The organism is Streptomyces sparsogenes (assembly GCF_001704635.1).
Lineage (GTDB): Bacteria > Actinomycetota > Actinomycetes > Streptomycetales > Streptomycetaceae > Streptomyces > Streptomyces sparsogenes.
On sequence record NZ_MAXF01000198.1, the window covers coordinates 1 to 23,297 of the forward strand.

Annotated in this window: 15 protein-coding genes and 1 pseudogene; all 16 read left to right on the plus strand. The window is 72.3% G+C overall.

What is annotated here, in order from left to right; translation table 11 throughout:
- On the plus strand, positions 1-1,672 hold a 1,672-nt coding region (locus BBH68_RS36105), incomplete at its 5' end, for a helix-turn-helix domain-containing protein (RefSeq protein ID WP_141713132.1).
- Positions 1,673-1,762: 90 nt separating this feature from the next.
- A complete protein-coding gene (locus tag BBH68_RS36110) occupies positions 1,763-2,551 on the plus strand; it encodes an alpha/beta fold hydrolase (RefSeq protein WP_065968045.1) in 789 nt (262 codons plus the stop codon).
- 115 nt (positions 2,552-2,666) lie between these two features.
- Positions 2,667-3,875, plus strand: a complete 1,209-nt coding sequence (locus tag BBH68_RS36115; protein ID WP_245738473.1) for an ABC transporter substrate-binding protein — start codon at positions 2,667-2,669, stop codon at positions 3,873-3,875.
- Positions 3,868-4,836, plus strand: coding sequence for a carbohydrate ABC transporter permease (locus BBH68_RS36120; protein WP_245738474.1), 969 nt, complete (start codon positions 3,868-3,870; stop codon positions 4,834-4,836). The genes BBH68_RS36115 and BBH68_RS36120 overlap by 8 nt, the downstream gene beginning before the upstream one ends.
- Positions 4,837-4,846: 10 nt before the next feature.
- Positions 4,847-5,635, plus strand: coding sequence for a carbohydrate ABC transporter permease (locus BBH68_RS36125; RefSeq protein ID WP_065968049.1), 789 nt, complete (start codon positions 4,847-4,849; stop codon positions 5,633-5,635).
- A gap of 76 nt (positions 5,636-5,711) precedes the next feature.
- Entirely contained in the window at positions 5,712-6,752 is a 1,041-nt protein-coding gene (locus BBH68_RS36130) for an AraC-like ligand-binding domain-containing protein (RefSeq protein WP_065968053.1), read from the plus strand.
- Positions 6,753-7,249: 497 nt separating this feature from the next.
- Complete coding sequence (locus tag BBH68_RS36135) at positions 7,250-8,728, plus strand: sugar transferase (protein ID WP_065968055.1); 1,479 nt, start codon at positions 7,250-7,252, stop codon at positions 8,726-8,728.
- An 83-nt stretch (positions 8,729-8,811) separates the two neighbouring features.
- Positions 8,812-10,137, plus strand: coding sequence for a nucleotide sugar dehydrogenase (locus BBH68_RS36140; protein WP_065968057.1), 1,326 nt, complete (start codon positions 8,812-8,814; stop codon positions 10,135-10,137).
- A pseudogene (locus BBH68_RS36145) lies at positions 10,127-11,406 on the plus strand (glycosyltransferase family 4 protein). The gene BBH68_RS36140 and the pseudogene BBH68_RS36145 overlap by 11 nt, the downstream one beginning before the upstream one ends.
- The gene (locus BBH68_RS36150) at positions 11,403-12,770 is read left to right on the plus strand and encodes a Wzz/FepE/Etk N-terminal domain-containing protein (RefSeq protein WP_065968059.1); all 1,368 of its coding nucleotides are present in this window, start codon (positions 11,403-11,405) and stop codon (positions 12,768-12,770) included. The pseudogene BBH68_RS36145 and the gene BBH68_RS36150 overlap by 4 nt, the downstream one beginning before the upstream one ends.
- Positions 12,767-14,293, plus strand: coding sequence for a Wzz/FepE/Etk N-terminal domain-containing protein (locus tag BBH68_RS36155; RefSeq protein ID WP_065968060.1), 1,527 nt, complete (start codon positions 12,767-12,769; stop codon positions 14,291-14,293). Before BBH68_RS36150 ends, BBH68_RS36155 begins: the two co-directional genes overlap by 4 nt.
- A 3-nt stretch (positions 14,294-14,296) precedes the next feature.
- On the plus strand, positions 14,297-16,222 hold the full coding sequence (asnB, locus tag BBH68_RS36160) for an asparagine synthase (glutamine-hydrolyzing) (protein ID WP_065968065.1): 1,926 nt from the start codon (positions 14,297-14,299) through the stop codon (positions 16,220-16,222).
- Positions 16,223-16,248: 26 nt separating this feature from the next.
- The gene (locus BBH68_RS36165; protein ID WP_065968066.1) at positions 16,249-18,447 is read left to right on the plus strand and encodes a bi-domain-containing oxidoreductase; all 2,199 of its coding nucleotides are present in this window, start codon (positions 16,249-16,251) and stop codon (positions 18,445-18,447) included.
- Entirely contained in the window at positions 18,444-20,420 is a 1,977-nt protein-coding gene (locus BBH68_RS36170; RefSeq protein ID WP_065968069.1) for an alginate lyase family protein, read from the plus strand. Before BBH68_RS36165 ends, BBH68_RS36170 begins: the two co-directional genes overlap by 4 nt.
- Positions 20,421-20,429: 9 nt before the next feature.
- A complete protein-coding gene (locus tag BBH68_RS36175) occupies positions 20,430-21,971 on the plus strand; it encodes a right-handed parallel beta-helix repeat-containing protein (RefSeq protein WP_065968071.1) in 1,542 nt (513 codons plus the stop codon).
- 1 nt (position 21,972) lies between these two features.
- Positions 21,973-23,295, plus strand: coding sequence for a hypothetical protein (locus tag BBH68_RS36180; RefSeq protein ID WP_065968073.1), 1,323 nt, complete (start codon positions 21,973-21,975; stop codon positions 23,293-23,295).
- Positions 23,296-23,297: the final 2 nt, after the last annotated feature.

Sequence of the window (23,297 nt, forward strand, 5' to 3'; positions counted from 1 at the left end):
GCCGCACGTCCTCAGGGGAGCCCTGCCCGGAGACGAGGAAGCCGTGGCGCTGCTGCGGCGAGCGGCCGACGACGTACTGCCGGTCACGCCGGGCCTCGCGGCCGACCTGATGACGCGCGCACTGGACCTGGTGCCCTCCGCACTGCCCCTGAGATTCACCGTGGGTGAGCAGACGATCCTCGCCCTGACCCGGGCCGGCCGGAACCGCGAGGCCCTGACGACAGGCGACCGGCTCCTGGCCGGCCGACCACCGCTGGAGGCGTTCGGTCGGCTGCAGGCCGCCCTCGGCGGGACGCTGTGGAACATGGATCTCGCCGGTGAACTGCGCCGCCGGGTCGAAACCGCCCTCGCCGCGGGGGGCGCCGCCCCGGAGATCGGGGCGAGGCTGGCCGCCCTGCGCGCGCTTGCCCTGTCCCGGGGTGACGATCTCGTCGCGGCGCGTGAGGCCGGCGAGACCGCGCTGCGTGCCGCCACCGCGGCCGGTGACCGCGAGGCACACATCCTGGCCCTGTCCGGGCTCGGCGAGATCGCGCAGAACGCGGGTGAGAACGCCGTCGCCCTGGAGCGCTTCGCCGCGCTGAGCGCCATCGATTCCGCCTTCCTTCCCGAAGAGATCGTCGCGCACCTGCACGTGGACGACTTCGAGTCCGGCGAACGGCTGCTCTCGGAGGCGGCGGACCGCGCCGGGGCGACGCGGCAGGCGATGATGCTGTGGGCACAGGGCCAGCACGATCTGGGGCTCGGTCGGCTCGACGACGCCGACGCCGGCTTCATGACCATGGAGCGCCTGGAGGACGAGGTGCAGGTGCCCGTCCAGCAGGTGAACGGTCGCGTGATCCGCTCCCGGATCGCCCTGCTGCGCGGCGACCGGGAAGCGGCGCGGGAGCACCTGGTCGCGGCGCGGGAGAGGCTGGTGGCCAAGCCGAACCCGGGCAACACGGCCGCGGTGCGCTTCCTGGAGGCGGTCCATGCCGAGGCCGACGGAGACATCGGGCTCGCCGTCGACAGGATCCGACAAGTGCAGCAGGAGGGTCCCTTCATGCGCTGGCGGCTTCTGCGCGACTGGGTCGACTCCGCGATCCGCATGGCCCTGCGCGGCGCGGAGCACGAACTCGCCGAGGACCTGGCCGCGCAGGCCGGAGCCCACGCCGAACGCAACGCCGCCGTGCCGACCGCCAGGGGCATCGCGGCGCAGGCCCTCGGGCTGGTGAGAAACGATCCCGCCATGCTCGAACACGCGGCGGAGCTGCTGAAGGCGAGCCCCCGCCCGCTGGTCCGAGCCGCCGCGTACGCCGATCTCGGAGAGGCGCTCCTGGCGGCAGGCCGGAAACGTCCGGCGGCAGCCGCCCTGGCGCACGCCAGGAGCACGTTCGCCGAGTCGGGCGCCCACGCCGCGGCGGCACGCGCACAGCGCGCTCGGGAGGAGTCGGGCGCCGGCGGCCGCAGGGCGGCGGCCAAGCAGCGCCCCGTCCAGGGGTGGGGCGCCCTCACGGCCTCGGAGAAGAAGGTCGCACGGCTCATCGCCGCGGGTCACACCAACCGGTCGGCCGCCGGCCTGCTCGTCGTCTCCCCGCACACGGTCAACACTCATCTGACGTCCGTCTTCCAGAAATTGTCGGTCAACTCCCGGGTGCAACTCGCCAACCTGGTCATGGCCCTGCCCGACAGCTGAGCGGAGCTGTTGGTACGTTCACGCGATGCGCCACCGCCCCTGGAGGCGCTTGGCTGGCGCCTCCCACACACTCCGTCGGAGGTCACCGGCATGCACAGCTCCGTCCCCGCACCGCCGACCGTTGTGCTGGTGCACGGGGCGTTCACCGATGCCTCGTCGTGGGCGGGGGTCATCAGCCGCCTGCACACCGCCGGACTGACCGTACGCGCCCCGGCGAACCCGCTGCGCGATCTGGCGCGGGACGCCGCCTACCTCAGAAGCGTGGTGCGGCAGATCGAGGTCCCTGTCGTCCTGGTCGGCCACGACTACGGTGGCGCGGTCATCACCCACGCCGCCACCGACGCCGACAACGTCCTGGCCCTGTGCTATGTCGCCGCGTTCGGCCTCGACGCCGGCGAGTGCGTCCTGGACATCACGAACCGCTTCGCCCCCGCGCCGGCGGCCGACGCGACCTGCACCGCCGCCCTCCCCGCGCGGACCCCCGGCGAGCCGGACCGCGAGCTGTACATCCGCCGGGAGCAGTTCCCGCAGGTGTACGCCGCCGACCTGCCGACCAGCGACAAGGAGGTGCTGTCCGTGGCGCAACGCCCGATCGCCTGCGGCGCGCTGACCGGTAGATCGGGGCCGCCGGCATGGGCCTCCAAGCCGTCCTGGTACGCCATCGCGACCGCCGACCGCATGCTCAATCCCACCGCTCAGCGCTTCATGGCACAACGCATGGCAGCCACCGAATACGCGCTGGACGGTTCACACGCCGTCGTGCTGTCGCAGCCCGACGCCGTGGTGGCGATGATCCGGGATGCCGTGGCCCATGTCGCCGGCCGGCCGGGGCTCGGTACCATGCGTTCGAGCGGAAGATGCCTGTATCGGCCATCTTGACGGCACCACGGGGTCCGTCCCCCGCGCGAGCTGGCTTCGGCCACAGACGTCTCTCGACAAAGGCACCAGCATGACCTCACCGGCCAGACCGTCGGTTCGGCGGATCGCCGCCCTCTTGACCGGAACGATCACCCTGGTGGCGGCCGCCACCGGGTGCGGTGGCGGACCCGGCGCCGGGTCCGCCACGGACAAGGTGACCTCCATCACCGCGCTGGACTACTACACCGACGAACCCGAGCACACCCAGTGGGACGAGATGCTCACCGCCTGCGGCAGGGCCGCCGGCGTGAAGGTCGAGCAGACGAGTGTTCCGGCGGCGTCGCTCATCCCCAAGGTCCTGCGGCAGGCGTCCTCGCGGACCCTTCCCGACCTGCTGATGCTGGACAACCCCGACCTGCAGCAGATCGCACGGACCGGCGCGCTGACCCCTCTGGACCAGTACGGCATCCAGCCCAGGGGCTACGCCAAGGGCATCCTGTCGGCGGGCACCTACCGGGGAAAGGTGTACGGACTGGCCCCCTACGTCAGCACGGTCGCCCTCTTCTACAACAAGGACATGCTCGCCAGGGCCGGTGTCGCCGTACCGAGGACCTGGGGCGAGCTGAAGACGGCTGCCACCAAGCTGACCCGTCCCGGGCGCTACGGCATGGCGGTCGACGCGAACGCCACGTTCGAGGGCACCTGGCAGTTCCTGCCCTTCCTGTGGTCCAACGGTGGGGACGAGAGGCGGCTGGACACCCCACAGGCCGCGCAGGCACTCCAGCTGTGGGTCGACCTGGTGAAGAGCGGATCCATGTCGAGGTCGGTGCTGAACTGGACACAGGCCGACGTCCACGATCAGTTCGTCGCGGGGAGGACAGCCATGATGATCAATGGCCCCTGGCGGATCCCCGCCCTGAACACGGACAAGGACCTGCACTGGGGGGTCGCCCCCATCCCCGTCCCCCGGGCGGGGCAGACCCCGGTCACCCCGCTCGGCGGTGAGGTGTGGACGGTGCCGCAGAGCCCTTCCGAGGCCCGGCGGGCGAAGGCCGCCCAGGTCCTCGCCTGCCTGAACAACTCCTCCAACATGCTCACCCTGGCCCGGCAGCACTTCACCGTGCCCTCCCGCACCACGGTGGCCGCCCGGCACGCCGAGCAGGTTCCGACGATGTCCGTCTTCGCCAGGAGCGTGGCAGCGGCGCGGGCCCGCACCAGCCAGCTCGGCGTCAGGTGGCCCAAGGCGGCGACCGGGATCTACACCGCGATCCAGTCCGCGCTGACGGGCGAGCAGACGCCGGCGGAAGCTCTCAAGGCCGCGCAGCGGTTCGCGACCGGTGACTGACCCGTCCCCGGTCCTCCGGAAGGGCACCGGGCAGGACGACGGCGTTGCCTCGGCGGGGCACCGGGGCGCGGCCCGGTCGCGCTCCGGCGAGCGGCTGGCCCAGTGGATGTTCATCGCGCCCGCCGCGGCGTACCTGCTGCTGTTCTTCGGATACCCGATCCTGAGGAACGCCGTGATGAGCTTCCAGGAGTACACGACCACGACGTTCTACACGGGTTCCGCGCCGTTCGTGGGGCTGCGGAACTACTCGGAGGTCCTGTCGTCGGACCTGTTCTCCACAACCGTGGCGACCACGGTCCTGTTCACCGCGGGCTCGATCGTCGGGCAGTTCGCACTCGGCCTGGCCTTCGCCCTGTTCTTCCAGCGCCGCTTCCCGCTCGGCGGCCTTCTGCGATCACTCCTGCTGCTGCCGTGGCTGTTGCCGCTGGTCGTCTCCGGAACGACATGGAAGTGGATGCTCGATCCCGACACGGGAGTCGTCAACGCGGCCCTGCGCGGCCTCCATCTCTCATCCTCCGGCGTCCCCTGGCTCACCGGCCCCTCACAGGCGCTCGGGTCGGTGATTCTCGTCAACATCTGGGTCGGCATCCCCTTCAACACCGCGATCCTGTACAGCGGCCTGCGGAACATCCCCGCGCACCTGTACGAGGCGGCGGAGCTGGACGGCGCCGGCCCGGTGGCGTCGTTCCGCCATATCACCTGGCCACTGCTGCGGCCCCAGGTCGGCGTCGTACTGGTGCTGGGCGTGGTCTACACGCTCAAGGTGCTGGACATCATCCTCGTGGTGACGGGCGGAGGGCCGGCCAACGCCACGGACACCATCGCCACGCAGGCCTACGCACTGTCCTTCCAGCAGTTCGAGTTCGGGCGCGGTGCCGCGTTGAGCAACGTACTCCTCGTCATCTCGCTCACTTCCGCCCTCGTCTACCTGCGCGCCGTCCAGCGCGCCCGTAACGTCTGAGAGGCGATCTTTGAAGCGTGCGCCGGGCCGTGGCCGGTCGTCCACCGTCATCGGGCTCATCCTGCTCGCGGTGATGCTGTTTCCCGTCTACTGGACGGTGAACGCCTCCCTCCAGCCGGCGGGCAACACCCTGCACGGCGGATGGTTCCCCGCTCATCCGGATCTCAGCGGATATGTCACCGCACTGCACGATCAGGGCGGCAACCTCGTCACCAGCCTTGTCGTAAGCCTCGGCAGCGTGGTGCTCAGCCTCGGGCTCGCCGCGCCGGCGGCCCACGCGCTGGCACACTTCCCCCTCCGCGGAATCAACCTCGTGCTCTTCGGCATCCTGATCGCGCAGATGGTGCCGAGCATCGCGGTGGCCAACGCTCTCTACGGCGCCTACCAGGACCTGGGACTCCTGGACTCCTACGCCGGACTGGTCCTCGCCGACTCCACCGCCGGGGTCCCCTTCGCGATCATCATCATGCGTTCGTTCATGCGGAGCATTCCCAGGGAGATCATCGACGCCGCGCGCCTGGACGGCGCCGGCAGGCTGCGCGTCTTCCGCTCCGTGGTGCTCCCGATGAGCACGAACGCCCTGATCACCGCCGCCGTCTTCACCTTCCTCTTCACCTGGAGCGACTTCCTCTTCGCCCTGACGCTGACCACCACGGACACCGTTCGCCCGATCACTCTGGGCATCTATCAATACCTCGGGGCCCACACGAACCAGTGGAACGCCGTCATGGCCACCTCCGTCATGGCGTCCGTCCCCGCCGCTGTCCTGCTGGTCGTCGCCCAGCGCCGTGTCATCTAGCGGATTCACGCGATGTGCCGCTCCGGGACCGCTGGCACGGTGATTCGGACGGCTCATCGGTTGAAGGACAGGGATCATGGTGCTGGACACATCGAGGCCGGAGCCTGTGCGGCCGGCAGGAAGCGCCCCCGGCGGCTTCCACACCACCGCTGCGCTGCCCGTCCTCCACAGAGGGTCGTACTGGCGTGAGGCCCTGTCCCGGACGTTCGGCGCCATGCACATCACCGCCCCCGACGGGGTGTGCTCCGGCACGATCCGTACGGCGCCGCTCGGCCGGCTCCGGGCCGTCACCGTGGAGGGCGAGCGCCTGTCCGCCCTGCGAACGCACCGACTCGTCGCCCGGGGCGGTGAAGACGGTCCCGTGGTCATCACACTGCTGGACAGAGGAGTCGCCCGGCTGGAGCAGGACGGCCGTGAAGCGGTCCTCGGGCCGGGGGACATGTTCGTCTACGACATGGCGCGCCCCTTCCGGCTGGATCTCCCCCAGTCCTTCCGGACGAAGTCCCTCGTCGTGCCGAGAGACGTCCTGGGGCTGAGCGAGTCCGGCATCGCTCATGTCACGGCCACCCCGCTCGGCGCCGACACGCCCCTCGGGGGTCTGCTCTCGCCCTTCCTGGCCGCTCTCGTGGACGGCGCGGGAACCTACTCGCCAAGCACCGGTGAGCTGATGGCGCGCAACGTCGTGGACCTGCTCGGCGGGCTGGCCGGAGAGGTTCTCGGCCGATCGGAAGCGGACACGTCCGGTGGGAACCGGGCACTGCTGCTGCGGATCCAGGCGTTCATCGACCGCCACCTCCAGGATCCCGATCTCACCCCTGAGGCCATCGCCCGAGCCCACCGCATATCCCTGCGCTATCTGCACAAGCTGTTCGAGAGCGAAGAAGCCACCGTCGGCCGGTGGATCCAGCGGCGTCGCCTGGAGGAGTGCCGACGCGACCTGGCGCGCCACGCGAATGGCTCCACGATCGCCGCGGTGGCGCACCGATGGGGTTTCATCAGCGCCGCGCATTTCAGCCGGGCTTTTCGGGCCGCCTACGGGATGGCTCCCAGCGAATGGCGCGACACCCGAGGCCTGGCGCCGCACCCCCCGCCACCCGCGCGGCTCCTCAGTGCCTGACAGCGAAGGACCCGGATTCCAAAGCTTGCCCACAAATTACACACATCCCCTCTACACACCGGCCCTGATGGTCTAGATTGACCGTGCTTCAGCTGTTCGTGCACGAGGCGACCAGAATGATCTATAGGTCCGGCGCTACGGAAAGCCAGCAGTCGCGTCCCCGGCGCCAGACGTGGGGGTGATCAGTTCTTGGGGCCCGAGGGGGGGGCTTCGGGTGTGGGGGCACCCGAGGTTTCGACGGGTTCCCCCGCACCTTGAGAGTCCGGCAGGACATGTGAGTGTGCTGCCGGACTCTCGAGGTGGGTTCTTCACATAGCTCCGGCACAGCCGGGATGCCATCCGCCGGGGGGCGGAGGCCTCCCGCGCGGAGGAACGGCGCGGCGCGGGGGGGGCGGGGGCCTCCCGAGGGGAGGAACAGTGCGGGGGGCGGGGGCCTCCCGGGGGGAGGGGACAGTGTTGGGCGAACACGTCGAACCACTGGGGACCTGGGGGGTTCTGTGCGGCGAGGGGGATTAGTCAGCCCGTTTCCGCCGGCGCGCGGGCGTCTGGCGAACGGGGCCATCAGTCAGCCCGCGACCGACTGGGAGCAGCGGTACCGCCGTGCCGTGATCACCAGCGATACGGTGGCCACCGCCTGCGTGGTGGGGGCGATCGGCAACTTCTTCGGGGCCCGCGACGCGGCCAACTGGCACGAGAAGTGGGGGATTCTCGCATTCGGCACCGAGCTGCTGGTGCTGGGGGCGCTTGCGGTGAGCCGGTCGTGGGCTCCGGCGGTGCTCGGCCAGGGCGCCGAGGAATTCCGCCGGCTCGGGCGGTCACTGCTCACGGCGACCGTCGTACTGGCGCTCGGCGGGATCGCCCTCACCTCGCGCAACATCAAGCTCTGGATCTTCGTCGCGATCCCCGCGATCGCGCTCGTCACCATGACCGCGCGGTATCTGCTGCGCCTCTGGCTGCACAAGCAGCGGAAGGAAGGACGGTGTCTGCGACCGGTGCTCGCGGCCGGGAGCCCGGCCACCGTGCGCGACCTGATCGTCCGAACCCGCAAGTTCCCGCACCTCGGCTGGCGGGTGGAGGCGGTGTGCACGACGGACGGTCTCGGGCCGGGCGGTGACCACCTGGACGGAGTGCCGATCGTCGGCCGGCTGGCGGACGTCGCGGGCCACGTCCGCCGCGACGGCTACCGTGTCGTCGCGATCACACCGGACCCGCACTGGTCACCGGACCGGCTGCAGCGGCTGGCGTGGAACCTGGAGGGCAGCGAAGCCGAGATGGTCGTGGCCCCCGTGCTGATGGAGGTGGCCGGCCCGCGGCTGCACGTCGACGCGGTGCTCGGGATCCCGCTGCTGCGGGTCAGCATGCCGACCTTCACCGGCGGCCGCCGGGTGGTCAAAGAGGTCGTCGACCGGATGGGCGCGGCGGTCCTGCTGGTGCTGTTCGCGCCGCTGATGGTGCTCGTCGGACTGCTCGTGCTGGTGGACAGCCGGGGCGGGGTGTTCTACCGCCAGCGCAGGGTCGGCAAGGACGGCCGCGAGTTCACCATTTTCAAGTTCCGCACCATGGTCGCCGGGGCCCACGGGGCGCGTGCCGGGCTGGCCCACCGCAACGAGGGCGCCGGGCTGTTGTTCAAGCTCCGCCGGGATCCGCGGGTGACCCGGGTGGGAGCGGTGTTGCGCCGGTACTCGATCGACGAGCTCCCGCAGCTCTTCAACGTGCTCACCGGCTCCATGTCGCTCGTCGGCCCCCGGCCTCCGTTGCCGGAGGAGTCCGCCGCCTACGGCCCGGACATCCGGCGGCGGCTGCTGGTCAAGCCCGGGCTCACCGGCCTGTGGCAGATCAGCGGGCGCAGCGATCTGCCGTGGGAGGAGGCGGTCCGGCTGGACCTGCGGTACGTGGAGGACTGGTCGCTCGCCCTGGACACGGTGATCTTGTGGAAGACGCTGCGTGCGGTGCTCCAGGGGCAGGGGGCCTATTGATGCGCGGGGGACCGAAACTCAACGGTCCCGCCGGCGTGCGGATCGCAGGCCGCGAGGGCCTGCCTGGGGGGGAGGAACGGGTCATGAGAGTCAGCGTTTTCGGGCTCGGCTACGTGGGCTGCGTGTCGGCCGCGTGCCTGGCGAGCATGGGTCACGAGGTCGTCGGGGTGGACGTGAACCAGGTGAAGGTCGACCTGGTCAACGACGGCAAGGCCCCGGTGGTCGAGGAGCGGATCGGCGAGCTGGTCTCCGAGGTCGTGCGGTCCGGGGCGTTACGCGCCACCGGCGACGTCCTCGAGGCCGTCATGGGCAGCGAGGTGTCGCTGGTCTGCGTGGGTACGCCGTCGGAGCCCAACGGCAGCCTGTGCACCACGTACTTGGAGCGGGTCACCGAGCAGATCGGCGCGGCGCTGGCGGAGGGGGCCAAGCAGGGGGGCCGGCACACCGTCGTGTTCCGCAGCACCATGCTCCCGGGCACCTGTCTGAACCTGCTGGTGCCGATCCTGGAGAAGTACGTCGGCGGCACGGCCGGGGTGGACATCGGGGTGGCGGTCAACCCGGAGTTCCTGCGCGAGGGCACGAGCGTGCGGGACTTCTTCGATCCGCCCAAGACCGTCATCGGTGAGCTGGACCCGGCGAGCGGCGACGCGGTGACGGCGCTGTACGACGGCTTGCCCGGCGAGGTGTTCCGGGTGCCGGTCCCGACGGCCGAGGCGATCAAGTACGCGGACAACGCGTTCCACGGCCTCAAGATCGGCTTCGCGAACGAGCTGGGCGCGGTGTGCCAGGCGCTCGGGGTGGACTCGCACCAGGTGATCGACGTGTTCCTGGCCGACCGCAAGCTGAACATCAGCCCCGCCTACCTGCGGCCCGGCTTCGCCTTCGGCGGCTCCTGCCTGCCCAAGGACCTGCGCAGCCTGGTGCACGCGGCACGGCGGGCCGATGTCTCGGTGCCCATCCTGTCCCATGTGCTGTCCTCCAACTCCGACCATCTGCAGCGCGCGGTGGACCTGGTCGAGCGCACCGGCAAGCGCCGGGTGGGCCTGTTCGGGCTGTCCTTCAAACCCGGCACCGACGACCTCCGCGAGAGCCCGCTCGTCGAGTTGGCGGAGAGGCTCTTCGGCAAGGGGTACGACCTGCGGATCCACGACGCCCATGTGAGCCTCTCCCGGCTGATCGGCGCGAACCGCGAGTACATCGAGACCCGGCTGCCGCACCTCGCGCAGCTGCTCGCGGACTCCGTCGACGAGGTGCTGGAGCACGCCGAGGTGTGCCTGGTGGGGACCAGGGACCCGGCCGTGGTGTCGGCGCTGCCGCATGGCGGCGGCCCGGTGATCGTCGATCTCGTCCGCCTTCCCGACGCCGAGGCGCGCCGGGCCGAACCGGGGTACATGGGCCTTGCTTGGTGACACGTCGTTCGGTGACACGGGCAGCGGCGGCCGGCCGAACCGGCGCGCGCTGATCCTGGTGGAGAACCTGTCGGTGCCGTTCGACCGGCGGGTGTGGCAGGAGTGCGCGACGCTGCGCGACGCGGGCTGGAAGGTGCACGTCATCTGCCCTCAGGGAACGAAGCGGGACACGGAGCCGGAGGTGGAGATCGACGGGGTGCGGATCCACCGCTACCCGTTGCGCGCGGCCACCGGAGGGCCGGCCGGCTATCTGCGGGAGTACGGATCGGCGTTGTGGCATACGGCCCGGCTGGCCCGGAAGGTGGGCCCGGTCGATGTGGTCCACGCCTGCAACCCTCCCGACCTGCTGTTCCTCCCGGCGCTGTGGCTGAAGCGGCGCGGCGCGCGGTTCGTCTTCGACCAGCACGACCTGGTGCCCGAGCTGTATCTCTCCCGGTTCGGCCGCGGTGAGGATCTGCTCTACCGCGCCGTGTGCGCGCTGGAACGGCTGACGTACCGGGCCGCGGACGTCGTGCTCGCCACCAACGAGAGCTACCGGGACGTCGCGGTGCGCCGTGGCGGCCGGCGGCCGGAGGACGTGTTCGTGGTGCGCAGCGCGCCCGACATCGACCGGTTCCAGCCGGTGCCGCCCGAGGAGGAGCTGAAGCGCGGCAAGCCCCATCTGCTGTGTTACCTCGGCGTCATGGGCCCGCAGGACGGGGTCGACTACGCCTTGCGGGCCCTGGCGAAGCTGCGCGACGAGCTGGGGCGGACCGACTGGCACGCGGTGTTCGTCGGCGGCGGCGACGCCTTCGACGCGATGGTGGAGCTGTCCCGGCGGCTGGGGCTCTCGGAGCAGGTGCGGTTCACGGGGCGCGTTCCGGACGCCGACCTGGTGCGCTACCTGTCCACCGCGGATGTGTGCCTCTCCCCCGACCCGCGCAATCCGCTCAACGACGTGTCGACCATGAACAAGGTCCTGGAGTACATGGCGATGGGCCGGCCGATCGTCTCGTTCGAGCTGAAGGAGGCGCGGGTCTCCGCCGGTGACGCCGCCGTCTACGCGCCCGCCAACGACGAGGCCGAGTTCGCGGGGCTCATCGCGATGCTGCTGGACGACCCGGAGAAGCGGACCCGGATGGGCAAGATCGGCCAGGAGCGGATCGGCGGGCCGCTCTCCTGGCGGAACTCACAGGCGTCGCTGCTCTCCGCCTACGCCGCCGCCTGCCGTGACCGGACTCGGCGCCGGCGGGCGACCCGGGCCGGGCAGGGAGGAAGCCGCGCCGTTGAGCGATGACACGATACGCCTGGTCACGATCGGGCGGATTATCCGTCGGCGCTGGCGGCTTCTCACCCTCCTCACCGTGGTGGGCGCGCTGTTCGGCTACGGCCTCTCGGTGGTGTTTCCGCCGCGCTACACGGCGTCGGTGTCGGTGCTGCTGCCGGGGCAGTGGGAGGAGCGCGAGCTGCTGACCCAGGCGGAGATCGCGACCAGTTCGGTGGTGGTCGACCGCGTGGCCGCCACGCTCGGCCGGCGCGGGGTCGGCGGCGGCGAGCTGCGGGACCGGGTGAGCGCCAAGGCCGCCGACGGGAACATCATCAAGGTCTCGGGCACGGCCGACACCCCGGAGCGGGCGCAGCGCCTCGCGGACCAACTGGCCCGGCAGTTCGTCACCTTCGCCGGGCGGATCAACGGCGCCGACCCCGGAGCCGGCGCGGCGGCGGGGCCCGAGGCGCTGCGGCAGAAGGTGGCGCAGACCAACCGCCGCATCACCGAGCTGGCCGACGCGGCCGATCCGGGGCGGGCCGTGGAGAGCGTGCAGGCCCGCACCGAGCTGGAGAAGCTGCGCAGCGCGCTGCAGGAGGCCATGAAGAAGCTGGACGAGGCCGACCCGGCGAGCGACAAGGCCGGCATGGTCGTCATGGGGGCGGCGCCCCGGCCGACCGGCGAGGCACCGCCGACGAGGCTGCAACTCGTCGTCGGCGGCGCGGCGTTGTCCTTCCTGCTCGCGGTCGTCGGCCATCTCGCCGCCGCCCGGGTGAACCGCCGGCCGCGCGGCGGACCGGAGATCGCCGCGGCCCTGGGCTCGGCGCTGCTGGGCACCGTCGACGTGCCCGGGGAACGGTCCGAGCACCGGCCCGAGGGCCGTGGTCCGCGGGCCCGGCTCCGCCGGCTGCTCGGCATCGACACCCGGTGGGACGTACCGACGCCGCGTACGTCCGGGGACGAGGCCAGCAGGCGGATCCGCTACCGGCGGGTGTGCGCCCGTCTCCGGCAGAAGCTGCCGGCCCCCCGGCGGTTGCTGGTCGTCGTGCCGGACGGCGACGAGGTCGCCCGCCGGGCCGCCGGGCAGCTCGCCACCGAGGCCGAGGGCGATGTGGTGCTGCGCGTGGTGGGGGTTCCGATGTCCCGGCCGCTGGTGCCGGACCGCGACACCGAGTCCGGCGCGCTGGTCGTGCTCAGCACGGGCAACTGGACCACGGGAGAGCTGGCGGGCATCGCCGAGGCGTGTGCGGACGCGGGGCACCAGGTCGTCGGCGTCGTCGTCGCCGACGCGGTCCGGGCCCGTCCGACGCGTACCGCCGGCCGGCCTCCGCGGCACGCCACGCCGGCGATCGCGGTCGGCGAGGGCGCGAGGGGCGGTGGGGCGTGACGACGGACAACGACGCGGCGCCACCGGCCGCCGTGCCGCTGGTCGACCTGCGGTCGCTGGTGGCGGCGGTGCGCAGGCGCCGCCGCCTGTGGTGCTCCCTGGGGCTCCTGGGGCTGCTGATGGGCGCCGCGGTGGCGGTGGTGCTGCCGCCGCCTCCGACCGCGGTGACCAAGCTGCTGGTCGCACACAAGGAGGACCAGCCGAACGACATGGGCACGCTGATCCGCACCGATGTGGAGCTGCTGGGAACCACGCGGATCGCGGACAGGGCCCTGCGGATCCTCAAGTCCCCGGAGAGCCCGGAGGACTTCATGCGGGACTACCGGGGCACGGGCCTGACCAACAACCTGCTGCAGATCACCGTGACGGCCGACAGCGACGCGAAGGCGAAGGCCCGCGCCAAGGCCCTGGCCGACGCCTTCATCGCGGACCATGTGAGGCGGATGCGGGAGGCCGCGAAGGCCGAGTCCGACGCGCTGCTCGCGCAGCGGGACCGCATGCGGAGCGAGCTCGCCAAGGTCAACAAGGAGATCGGGGACCGCTCGCCGGAGAGCGACCCGAAGGCGTCGGCGAGCATGGAGTCGCTCTTCGCCCGCCGCGCCGAGCTCGGCTCGCGGATCGCCGATCTGGACCAGCGCGCCGAAGAGGCGCGCCTGGGCACGCCCCGGCTCGTCGCCGGCACGCAGATCGTGGACGCCCCGCGCATGGTGCGGTACTCCCTGCCCAGGACCGCCGCCACCGACGCCGCGATCGGGCTCGTCCTCGGGCTCTTCCTCGGACTCGCGGTGGCCGCGGTCGGCTCGGTGGTGGCGGACCGCCCCGTACTGCGCCGGGAGATCGCGGCCAACCTGGGCGCCTCGGTCATCGCGGAGCTGCCCGCGCCCCGGCGGACGGCCGGGCCGTGGCGGCGCCGGCGGAGCCGCGCGGCGGGCGAACGGCTCACCACGACCCTGGCCCGCACCGTGCGCGGCACGGCGGAACCGGTGTCGCTGCTGGAGCTGGGCTGTGCGCGCGGCGCGAGCGTGATCGCCCTGAGCGTCGCCAGGGCGCTGGCGGAGGAGGGCCCGGTGGTCGTCGTGGACGGCCTGCCGGGACCGGAGCTCGCCAAGAGCCCCCGGAAGCCGGGAGACCCGGCCGTGGTCAGCGGCGAGTCTGCCGAGGCCGCGGCGCAGCAGGGGCGTCGGCTCGGCGTCGGCTCGGTCGCGCCGGGTACGGCGTGGACCGACCTCCAGTACCTCGGGAGCCGGACCGTGCTCGTGGTGCGGGCCGGGCACGGCAGCGCCACATGGCTGCACACCGTGGCGCGGCAACTCGCGGACCAGCACATTCCGGTGATCGGCGTGGTGCTGATCGACCCCGATCCGCGGGACCGGACCGACGGCACGCTGTGGGACGGACTGCACATCGCGCTGCGGGGCCACAGCGAGCGGCCGGTCCGGCAGAACGGGACGGGCCGGCCGCGGACGGAACGGCTGCCGATGAAGGCCGCCCGCGTCCCGGACATCGACCAGGAGGCACGGTAGGACATGTGTGGCATCGCGGGCACATACCGGTGGCCGGACGGGAAGGCGGTGACCGACCGGCTCACCGAGACCCTCGCCCACCGCGGCCCGGACGGAGCGGGCCGGTACGGCCATCCGGTCGGTGACGGCGAAGTACAGCTCGGACACCGCCGACTGGCCATCCTCGACCTGTCCGGGACCGGCGCCCAGCCGATGGTCTCGGACGGCCTCGCCCTCACCTACAACGGCGAGCTGTACAACGCGCCCGAGCTGCGCGCCGAGCTGGCGGCCGCCGGGGTGCGCTTCCGCGGCACCTCCGACACCGAGGTGCTGCTCCAGGCGTGGCGGCGCTGGGGCACGGACTGCCTGCCCCGGCTGCGCGGCATGTTCGCGTTCGGGATCTTCGACGAGCGCACCGGTGAACTGGTGCTCGCCCGCGACCAGTTGGGCATCAAACCGCTGTTCCTGCTCCGGCGCGGCAGGGGCCTGGTGTTCGCCTCCGAGCTGAAGGCGCTCGCCGCCGCCACCGGCGGATCGCTGGAGGTGGACCACGCGGCGCTGGTGGCCTCGCTGCTGTACTACTGGGTGCCGGACTCGCGCTGCGCGTTCCGCGAGGCGGAGAAGCTTCCGCCGGGCAGCTGGCTGCGGTGCGGGCCCGACGGCCGGGTGCAGCAGGGCCGGTTCTGGCACCTGAAGGACGTCGCCGCCGAGGGCCGGGAGCGGGCCCGGAGCGGCGAGCGGCCGGACCTGGCCGCCGTCGTCGCGGAGTCGGCCCGGCGCCACCTGCTGTCCGACGTACCCGTGGCGACCTTCCTCTCCGGCGGTCTCGACTCCAGCTATCTGACCGCGCTGGCGGCCCGCCACCAGCCCGGGATCTCCGCCTACACGATCGGGTTCCGGGCCGAGGACGCCAGGTTCGAGGCGATGCCGGACGACCTGCGCTACGCCCGGCAGGTGGCCGAGCGGTTCGGCGTCGATCTGCACGAGATCGAGATCGCCCCGGACGTGCTCGACCTGCTGCCGCGGATGACGTACCACCTGGACGAGCCGATCGGCGACCCCGCCGCGATCAACACCTTTCTGATCTGCTCGGCCGCCCGTGAGGCCGGGGTCAAGGTGATGCTCTCGGGGATGGGCGCCGACGAGCTGTTCGCCGGTTACCGCAAGCACCTGGCCAACCTGCTCGCGCTGCGCTACCAGCGCGTCCCGCGCCCCCTGCGGCGCGGCCTGTCGACGGCCGTGGACCGGCTGCCGGTGGCCTCGGCCCGCCGGGGGTACCGGTCGGTGCGCTTCGCGAAGCGGTTCCTCTCCTTCGCCGATCTGCCGGAGGAGACCGCGTTCCGGCGCAGCTACACCATGTACGACCGGGACGAGCTGCTCGCCCTGATCGATCCGGACCTGGCCGGGGCGGTCGAGGACGTGCTGACCGAACACGCGGACACCTACCAGGACAATGACCTCGACGACTTCGTCAACCGCATGTGCCTGGCCGACGCCCGGATGTTCCTGCCGGGCCTGAACCTCGCGTACACGGACCGGTCGAGCATGGCCGCGTCGACCGAGGTGCGGGTGCCGTACGTGGACGTCGAGGTGGTCGAGGCGGCGTTCGCGGTGCCCGGTGACCGCAAGATCGTCGGTCGGCAGGGCAAGGCCGCCCTCAAGGAGGCGGCCGGCTCGGTCCTGCCCCGGGAGATCGTGTACCGGCCCAAGGGCCTGTTCAGCGCTCCCCTGCGCGCCTGGATGAGCCGGGACCTGGCGCCGCTGGTGCGCGAGGTGGTCGACGACGGGGTGCTCGTCACCTCCGGTTTCCTGCGCCGCGACGCGCTCCGGCGGCTCGTCGCCGAGGACGCCGCCGGGCACCGGGACTTCTCCAAACATCTGTGGCATGTGCTGACCCTCGAGTACTGGTACCGCGGCGCGACCTCCGGGTCCGGCCGGACTCTCCCCTGACGGCGTAGAGAAACAAGAGGACTTCGGTGAAACAGGTCGTACAGAACTACAAGAGCGGTGAGCTCGCGGTGCTCGACGTGCCGGTGCCGGGGTGCAAGCCGGGGGGTGTGCTGGTGCGCAGCGCCTACTCGCTGATCTCCACCGGGACCGAGCTGATGAAGGTGTCCGAGGCCGGCATGTCGATGCTGGGCAAGGCCCGTTCCCGCCCGGACCAGGTGGCCAAGGTCATGCAGAGCGTGGCCACCAACGGGGTGCCCGCCACCTACCGCAAGGTGATGGGCAAGCTGGACTCCTACACGCCGCTCGGCTACTCGCTGTGCGGGGTGGTCGAGCAGGTCGGCGCCGGGATCGACGACGTGGCCGTCGGTGACCTCGTGGCCTGCGCGGGCAACGAGCACGCGCTGCACGCCGAGCTGAACTGGGTGCCGAAGAACCTCTACGCCCGGGTGCCGGACGGCCTCGCGCCGCGGCACGCGGCCTTCGGCACCGTCGGGTCGATCGCGTTGCAGGGTGTCCGCCAGGGCGAGCCGCGCCTCGGTGAGGTGGCGCTGGTCATCGGCCTCGGGCTGATCGGGCAGCTGGTGGTGCAGCTCCTCACCGCCTCGGGAGTCCGGGTCGTCGGCGTGGACCCCGACCCGGTGCGCTGCGGGCTCGCCGAGCGCCTGGGCGCCGTGGCCTGCGGCGACCCCGCCTCCGCTGCCATGGAGGCCACCGTCGCCGAGCTCACCGACGGTCACGGTGTGGACCAGGTGTTCCTGGCCGCCGGTGGCGACAGCAACCAGCCCGTCGAGCTGGCCGCCCGGCTGAGCCGGGACCGCGGCCGGGTCGTCGACATCGGCAAGTGCCGGCTGGACCTGCCGTGGAACGCGTACTACGAGAAGGAGCTCGACGTCCGGTTCTCCCGCAGCTACGGCCCCGGGCGCTACGACCCGGAGTACGAGCTGGAGGGGCGCGACTACCCGATCGGCTATGTGCGCTGGACGGAGCGCCGCAACCTGGCGTGTTTCCTCGATCTGCTCGCCCGCGGCCGCATCGACGTGGAGCCCCTGGTCTCCCACGTCGCCGACTTCGACGACGCCGTCGAGACGTACCGGCTCCTGAAGGACGGCGGCCTGAAGGCCGTGGCCGTGCTGTTCCGTTACCCCGGCCCGCCCGACCGGGCCGCGGAAGCGGTGGCCCCGGCGGTGGCCGTGCCCGCGGTGAAGCGACGGGGCGGCGGGGCGGCCGCTCCGGCCCGGGCCGCCGGGGCACCGGTGCGGCTGGCGTTCGTCGGCGCGGGAAACTACGCCACCTCGATGCTGCTGCCGCACCTGACGCGGCGCGACGGTGTCGAGTTGTCGACGGTCGTCACCACGACGGCGCTGTCCGCGGCCAACGCGCAGCGGAAGTTCGGCTTCGCCGGGGCGACCACGGATCTCGACGCGGTGCTCGGCGACACGTCCATCGACGCGGTGTTCGTGGTCACCCGGCACAGCTCGCACGCCGCACTGACCCGGAAGGCGCTGCTGGCCGGCAAGACGGTGTTCGTGGAGAAGCCCCTGGCCCTCACCGAGGACGAGCTGGCCGGTGTGCTCGCGGCGGTGGAGGAGTCCGGCAACGACCGGCTTCAGGTGGGCTTCAACCGCCGGTTCGCGCCGCTGCTGCGGGAGGCCAAGCAGCGGTTCGGCGCCCGTAGCGGTCCGGCGCACCTGCGCTACCTGGTCAACGCGGGCCGCCTCGACCACGGCAGCTGGTACCTCCGGCAGGGCACCGAGGGCTCGCGGTTCGTCGGCGAGGGCGGGCATTTCATCGACACGGCGAGCTGGCTGCTCGGTGCCGACCCGGTCTCGGTGTACGCCGTCGCCACCTCGGGCAACGACGACCTCCACGCCGTACTGCGCTACCCGGACGGGTCCACCGCCACCATCAGCTACGTCACCACCGGCCCGTCCGGCTTCCCCAAGGAGACGCTGGACCTGGTCGCGGACGGCCGTGCGCTGCGGCTCGACGACTTCGTCCGTGCCTCGGTCTACGACGGCCGCCGCAAGCAGTGGGTCGGTTCGCGGCTGCCCAAGGCCCGGGACAAGGGCCAGTCCGCCGAGCTGGCCGCGTTCGTCAGGGCCGTACGCACCGGCGGGCCGATGCCGGTGCCGCTGGAGTCGCTGGTCGCCACCACGGCGGCCACCCTCGCCGTGCCGGCCGGCCTGGCGGGCGGTGTCCCGGTGGCGTTGGCGGAGGCGCGATGACGGTCGGCTCGGGAAGTCCCGGCTGGTACCTGCGGCGGCTGTCCCGGATGGGGCCGCGGGAGATCGGCGGCCGTGCGGTCGACGCGGTGCGCAGGCGGCGGTGGCGGTCGGCGCCGCCGGACTGCCCGAGCGTGACCGGCGCCCGGTTCACCGCGGTACTGCCCGACGGGGCGATCGCCGCGGTGTCACCGGACGCCGCGAAACGCCTCGTCGCCGAGGCGGACCGGCTGATGGCCGGGCAGGCCGAGTACTTCGGGGTGGTCCGCGACGACCTGGTCGACCCCGACTGGTGCCACGACCCGAAGACCGGGCGCCGGGCGCCGTGGGGCCACGCCTTCGACGTGCCGTACCGGAACGAGGACGCGGTCGGGGACATCAAGCAGATCTGGGAGCCGTCCCGGCACCAGTACCTCACCCGGCTCGCCGCCGCCTACGCGATCACCGGGAACGAGCGGTACGCCGAGCGGGTGGCCGAGCACCTGCGGTCGTGGTGGGCGGCCAACGCGCCGCTGCGCGGGGTGCACTGGGTCAGCGGCATCGAGCTGGGGATCCGGCTGCTGTCCTGGGTGTGGATCCGCCGGCTGCTCGACGGCTGGCCGGGCGCGGCCGGGCTGTTCGAGGGCAACCCGGTGGCGCGGAACCAGATCTGGCACCACCAGCGCTGGCTGGCCGCCTTCCCCAGCCGGGGGTCCTCGGCGAACAACCACGTCGTCGCCGAGGCCGCCGGGCAGTTCGCCGCGGCCTGCGCGTTCGGCTGGTTCCCCGACTCGGCGCGCTGGCGGGCCGGTGCGCTGCGGTCGCTGGAGCGGCACCTGCGGAGCAACACCTTCCACTCCGGCCTCAACCGCGAGCTGGCCACCGAGTACCACGGGCTCGTGCTCGAACTCGGCCTGGCCGCGGTGGCCGAGGCGGACGCCGCCGGGGTGCCGGTCCCCGCGTCGATCCGGCTGGTGCTGCTGCGGATGACCGACGCGCTCGCGGCCGTGGTGGACGGCCGGCTGCGGCCGCCGCGCCAGGGGGACGCGGACGACGGGCACGGCCTGGTCGTGGACGGCGCGGGCACCGACCGCTGGGCCTCGCTGCTGGCCACCGGGGACGCCGTGTTCGGCCGGCTCGACTGGTGGCCGACGGTGACCGCCACCGATGTGCGCACCCCGCTGCTGGCCGCGCTCGTCCGGCCGTACGGGAAGCACGGAGCGGCGCCGGCCGTGGCCCGCCCGGCCCGCCGGCCGGCCCACTTCGCCGACGCGGGGATGACCATCCTGCGCGGGCCGGCGGAGATCTGGTGCCGCTGCGACGGGGGTCCGCACGGGTTCCTGTCCATCGCCGCGCACGCCCACGCGGACGCGCTGTCCGTGGAGGTCCGGCACGACGGGGTCGACGTGCTCGCCGACCCGGGGACGTTCTGCTACCACGGGCAGCCCGCGTGGCGGCGGTACTTCCGCTCGACCCTCGGCCACAACACCCTGCAACTGGACGGCGATGACCAGTCGGTCTCCGGCGGCCCGTTCCTGTGGACCCGCCATGCCCGCAGCCGCGTCCTGCTCGCGGACACCTCCGGCGCCTCTGCCGGGGGGACGGCCCGCTGGTGCGCCGAGCACGACGGTTATCTGCCCTCCGTGCACCGCCGCCGGGTGGAGCTGACACCCGCGGCCGAGGAGCTGACAGTGGTCGACGAGGTGCGCGGCCCCCGCCGGGCCGTGCGCCTGGCGTTCCACCTCGGCCCGGCGATCACCGCTGACCTGGTGGGGAACCGGGCACGGCTCACCTGGGCCCGGGACGGCGAGGACCGCTCCGCGGTGCTCGACCTGCCCGGGCAACTGTCCTGGCGGGCGCACCGCGGGGAGACCGACCCGCCACTGGGCTGGTACTCGGCGGGCTTCGGGCGCAAGGAACCCGCCACCACGCTGGTCGGTACCGGCTTCGCCGACGGCGTGGAGGGGTTCACCACCGTGCTCAGGTTCCGCGGCTAGGAGGGGCGCGTGGTGATCAGGAGGGGGCACCGGGCGTGGCCGGCGGCGCCGCTGGTGCTGGTCCTGCTGGCGGCGACCGGCTGTACGAGCGCGTCGGACGCCCCGGCGGAGCCGACCGGTGCGTCCGCCACGTCCGGTGCGCCCGCCAGGTCCGTCGCCCGGGTGTGCGCCGAGCCCGCGGCGGGGCCGGCGAAGGCGCCGCCGGGCGCGGTGACGGTCGACCCCGCGGTGATCGGTGACCTGGCCGCGAAGACCAGGAGCAGCCCCGCGAACACCACGTTCTGGCTTCGACCGGGCGAGCACAGGCTCGAGCCGGACCGCTACGCCCAGGTCGTGCCCAAGCAGGGGGACCGCTACCTCGGCGCGCCGGGCGCGGTGCTCGACGGCCGGAAGGTCAACCAGTACGCCTTCGGCGGTACCGCCCGTGACGTCACCATCAGCCATCTGACCGTGCAGCGTTTCGTCGCGCCGAACAACGAGGGCGTGGTCAACCACGACATGGCCGACGGCTGGGTGATCGAGCACGCGAAGATCCAGGACAACTCCGGCGCGGGGCTGATGGCCGGGGCCCGCCAGCGGGTCCGCGCCAGCTGTCTGCGCGACAACGGGCAGTACGGAATGAACGCGTACAAGACCGGCGACTCCATCAGGGGCCTGGTGGTCGAGGGCAACGAGATCACGGGCAACAACACCGACGACTGGGAGCGGCGGCGGCCGGGTTGCGGCTGCACCGGAGGCGTCAAGTTCTGGGCCGTCAACGGCGCCGACATCCGCGGCAACTGGGTGCACGGCAACCGCGGAGCCGGGTTGTGGGCGGACAACAACAACAACGACTTCCGCATCGAGGGCAACCTGCTGGAGGCCAACGACGGTGCCGCGCTGGTGTACGAGACCAGCTACAACGCGGTCATCCGCGACAACACCATCCGGCGGAACAACTGGGTGGAGGGCCGCGAGAACGCGGACCGCGGCGACGACTTCCCGTACGCGACGGTCTACGTGTCCGAGGCCGGCGGCGAACCACGGATCCCGGCCCGTACGGACAAGATCGAGGTCTACCGGAACGTGCTGGAGAACAACTGGAACGGGATCACCCTGTGGGAGAACGCCGACCGGTTCTGCAACAGCCCGGCCAACACCTCGACCGGTTACTGCACCTTGCTGGTGAAGGACACCTCCCGCTGCGCGCGGCCGGCCATCGCCACCGCACCGCTCTACGCCGACTGCCGGTGGAAGACCCAGCGGGTGGACATCCACGGCAACCGCTTCGTGCTGGACACATCCGTCGTCAAGTGCGCGGCGGCGGTGTGCGACCGCATGGCGGTGCTGGCCAACTACGGCACCTATCCGGACTGGTCGCCGTACCGGGGCAAGCGGGTGGCCGAGGCGATCACCCACAAGCAGCACAACCGCTGGCACGACAATGTCTACCGCGGGCCTTGGAGCTTCGTCGCGGGCGACCCGGGACACACGCTCGAACCCGGGCAGTGGCAGGGCGCCTCGTACCAGCAGGACGCGGGCAGCACCTTCGGCCCACAGGCCGGTGATTGAGATGGCCGGGGACCTGATGCGCGGCGGGCCGCCGGGCGGACCGGACGCGGCGGGTACGCGGCCCGGTGCCGGACCACGCCCCGCCGGCCCACCGAAGGCCGTCTGGATCGTCTGGGCGCTGCTGGGCCTCAACACGCTCGGCTCCGCCGGGGCGAAGACCATCGTCACGCTGCCCCGCTCCCTCATCCAGATGGCCACCATGGGCGCGCTGGTCGCCGCGTTCGCGCTGGCGCTCCTGCTCAATCTGCACCTGCGCGTCCGGGCCAGCGCCTTCGTGTTCCTGCTCACCCTGCTGCTGGTGCCGAGCGTGATCTCCAGCCTGCACCTGGGAGTCGGGCCCGGCGCGCTGTTCCGCTGCACCCGGCTGGCTCTGTTCGTCGGCACGCTGTGGCTGCTCAGCCGCTGGTGGGACGGCGGCCTGACGTTCGTCCGCCACCACATCCGGATGTACTTCGCGGTGCTCGTGTCGGTGGCCGCCGGCCTGGCCATCTCCCCGGGCACGGCCATGCCCGAGTACTACGGCGGGCGGCTGGTCGGCGCCTTGTGGCCGCTCACCCCGCCGCAGATCGGACAGTACTCGGCGGTGATCACCGGGCTCACCGTGCTGCTCCTGCTGGGCCGCCGGACCACCGGGGCCGGCGCGGCGCTGGTCATCGTGCCCACGCTCGTGCTGCTCGCGATGACCCACACCCGGACGGCCACGGTCGGCCTGCTCGTCGGGCTGGTGCTGGCGATCGGCTCGCTCATCCTGACCAGCGCCGCCGCCCGCCGGTTCTTCGCCTGGACGGTGCTGTGCGCCACGGTGGCCGCGGTGGCGTTCAGCTCCGCGCTGCGGGCGTGGTTCCTGCGCGGGCAGAGCCAGGAGAACTTCTCCAACCTCACCGGCCGGGCCAAGGTCTGGGACGCCCTGCTGGCAGCGCCCCGGACCACCGGGGAGAAGGTGTTCGGCACGGGCCTGGGCGACAAGTCGTTCGGCGGGCTGCCGATCGACAACAGCTGGCTGGCCGTCTACAACGAGCAGGGTCTGGTCGGCATCGCCATCGTGGCGGCGATCCTCCTCGTGCTGGGCGGCGTCGCGCTGCTGCGGCCGCCGTCGCTGCCGAGGGCCTGCGCGATCTTCCTGATCAGCTATGTCGCGATCTCGTCGTACACCGAGGCCGGTCTCGGCGACGCCTCGCCGTACCTGCTGCATCTGGCCCTGGCCGCCTCGCTCCTCGTGGCACCGGCAACGGCACCGGCACCCGCCGCGGCCGGGCCCCTCCCGACGCCCGCTCCCCCTCGACGACGTGTCCCGCGCTGGGCCCGGGACCGGAAGGTGACCTGAGC

Bases quoted from the DNA above. Each gene is read 5' to 3' on its own strand.
- BBH68_RS36110 (WP_065968045.1), top strand. From the start codon at position 1,763: ATGCACAGCTCCGTCCCCGCACCGCCGACCGTTGTGCTGGTGCACGGG.
- BBH68_RS36130 (WP_065968053.1), top strand. From the start codon at position 5,712: ATGGTGCTGGACACATCGAGGCCGGAGCCTGTGCGGCCGGCAGGAAGC.
- BBH68_RS36140 (WP_065968057.1), top strand. From the start codon at position 8,812: ATGAGAGTCAGCGTTTTCGGGCTCGGCTACGTGGGCTGCGTGTCGGCC.
- asnB (WP_065968065.1), top strand. From the start codon at position 14,297: ATGTGTGGCATCGCGGGCACATACCGGTGGCCGGACGGGAAGGCGGTG.
- BBH68_RS36170 (WP_065968069.1), top strand. From the start codon at position 18,444: ATGACGGTCGGCTCGGGAAGTCCCGGCTGGTACCTGCGGCGGCTGTCC.
- BBH68_RS36180 (WP_065968073.1), top strand. From the start codon at position 21,973: ATGGCCGGGGACCTGATGCGCGGCGGGCCGCCGGGCGGACCGGACGCG.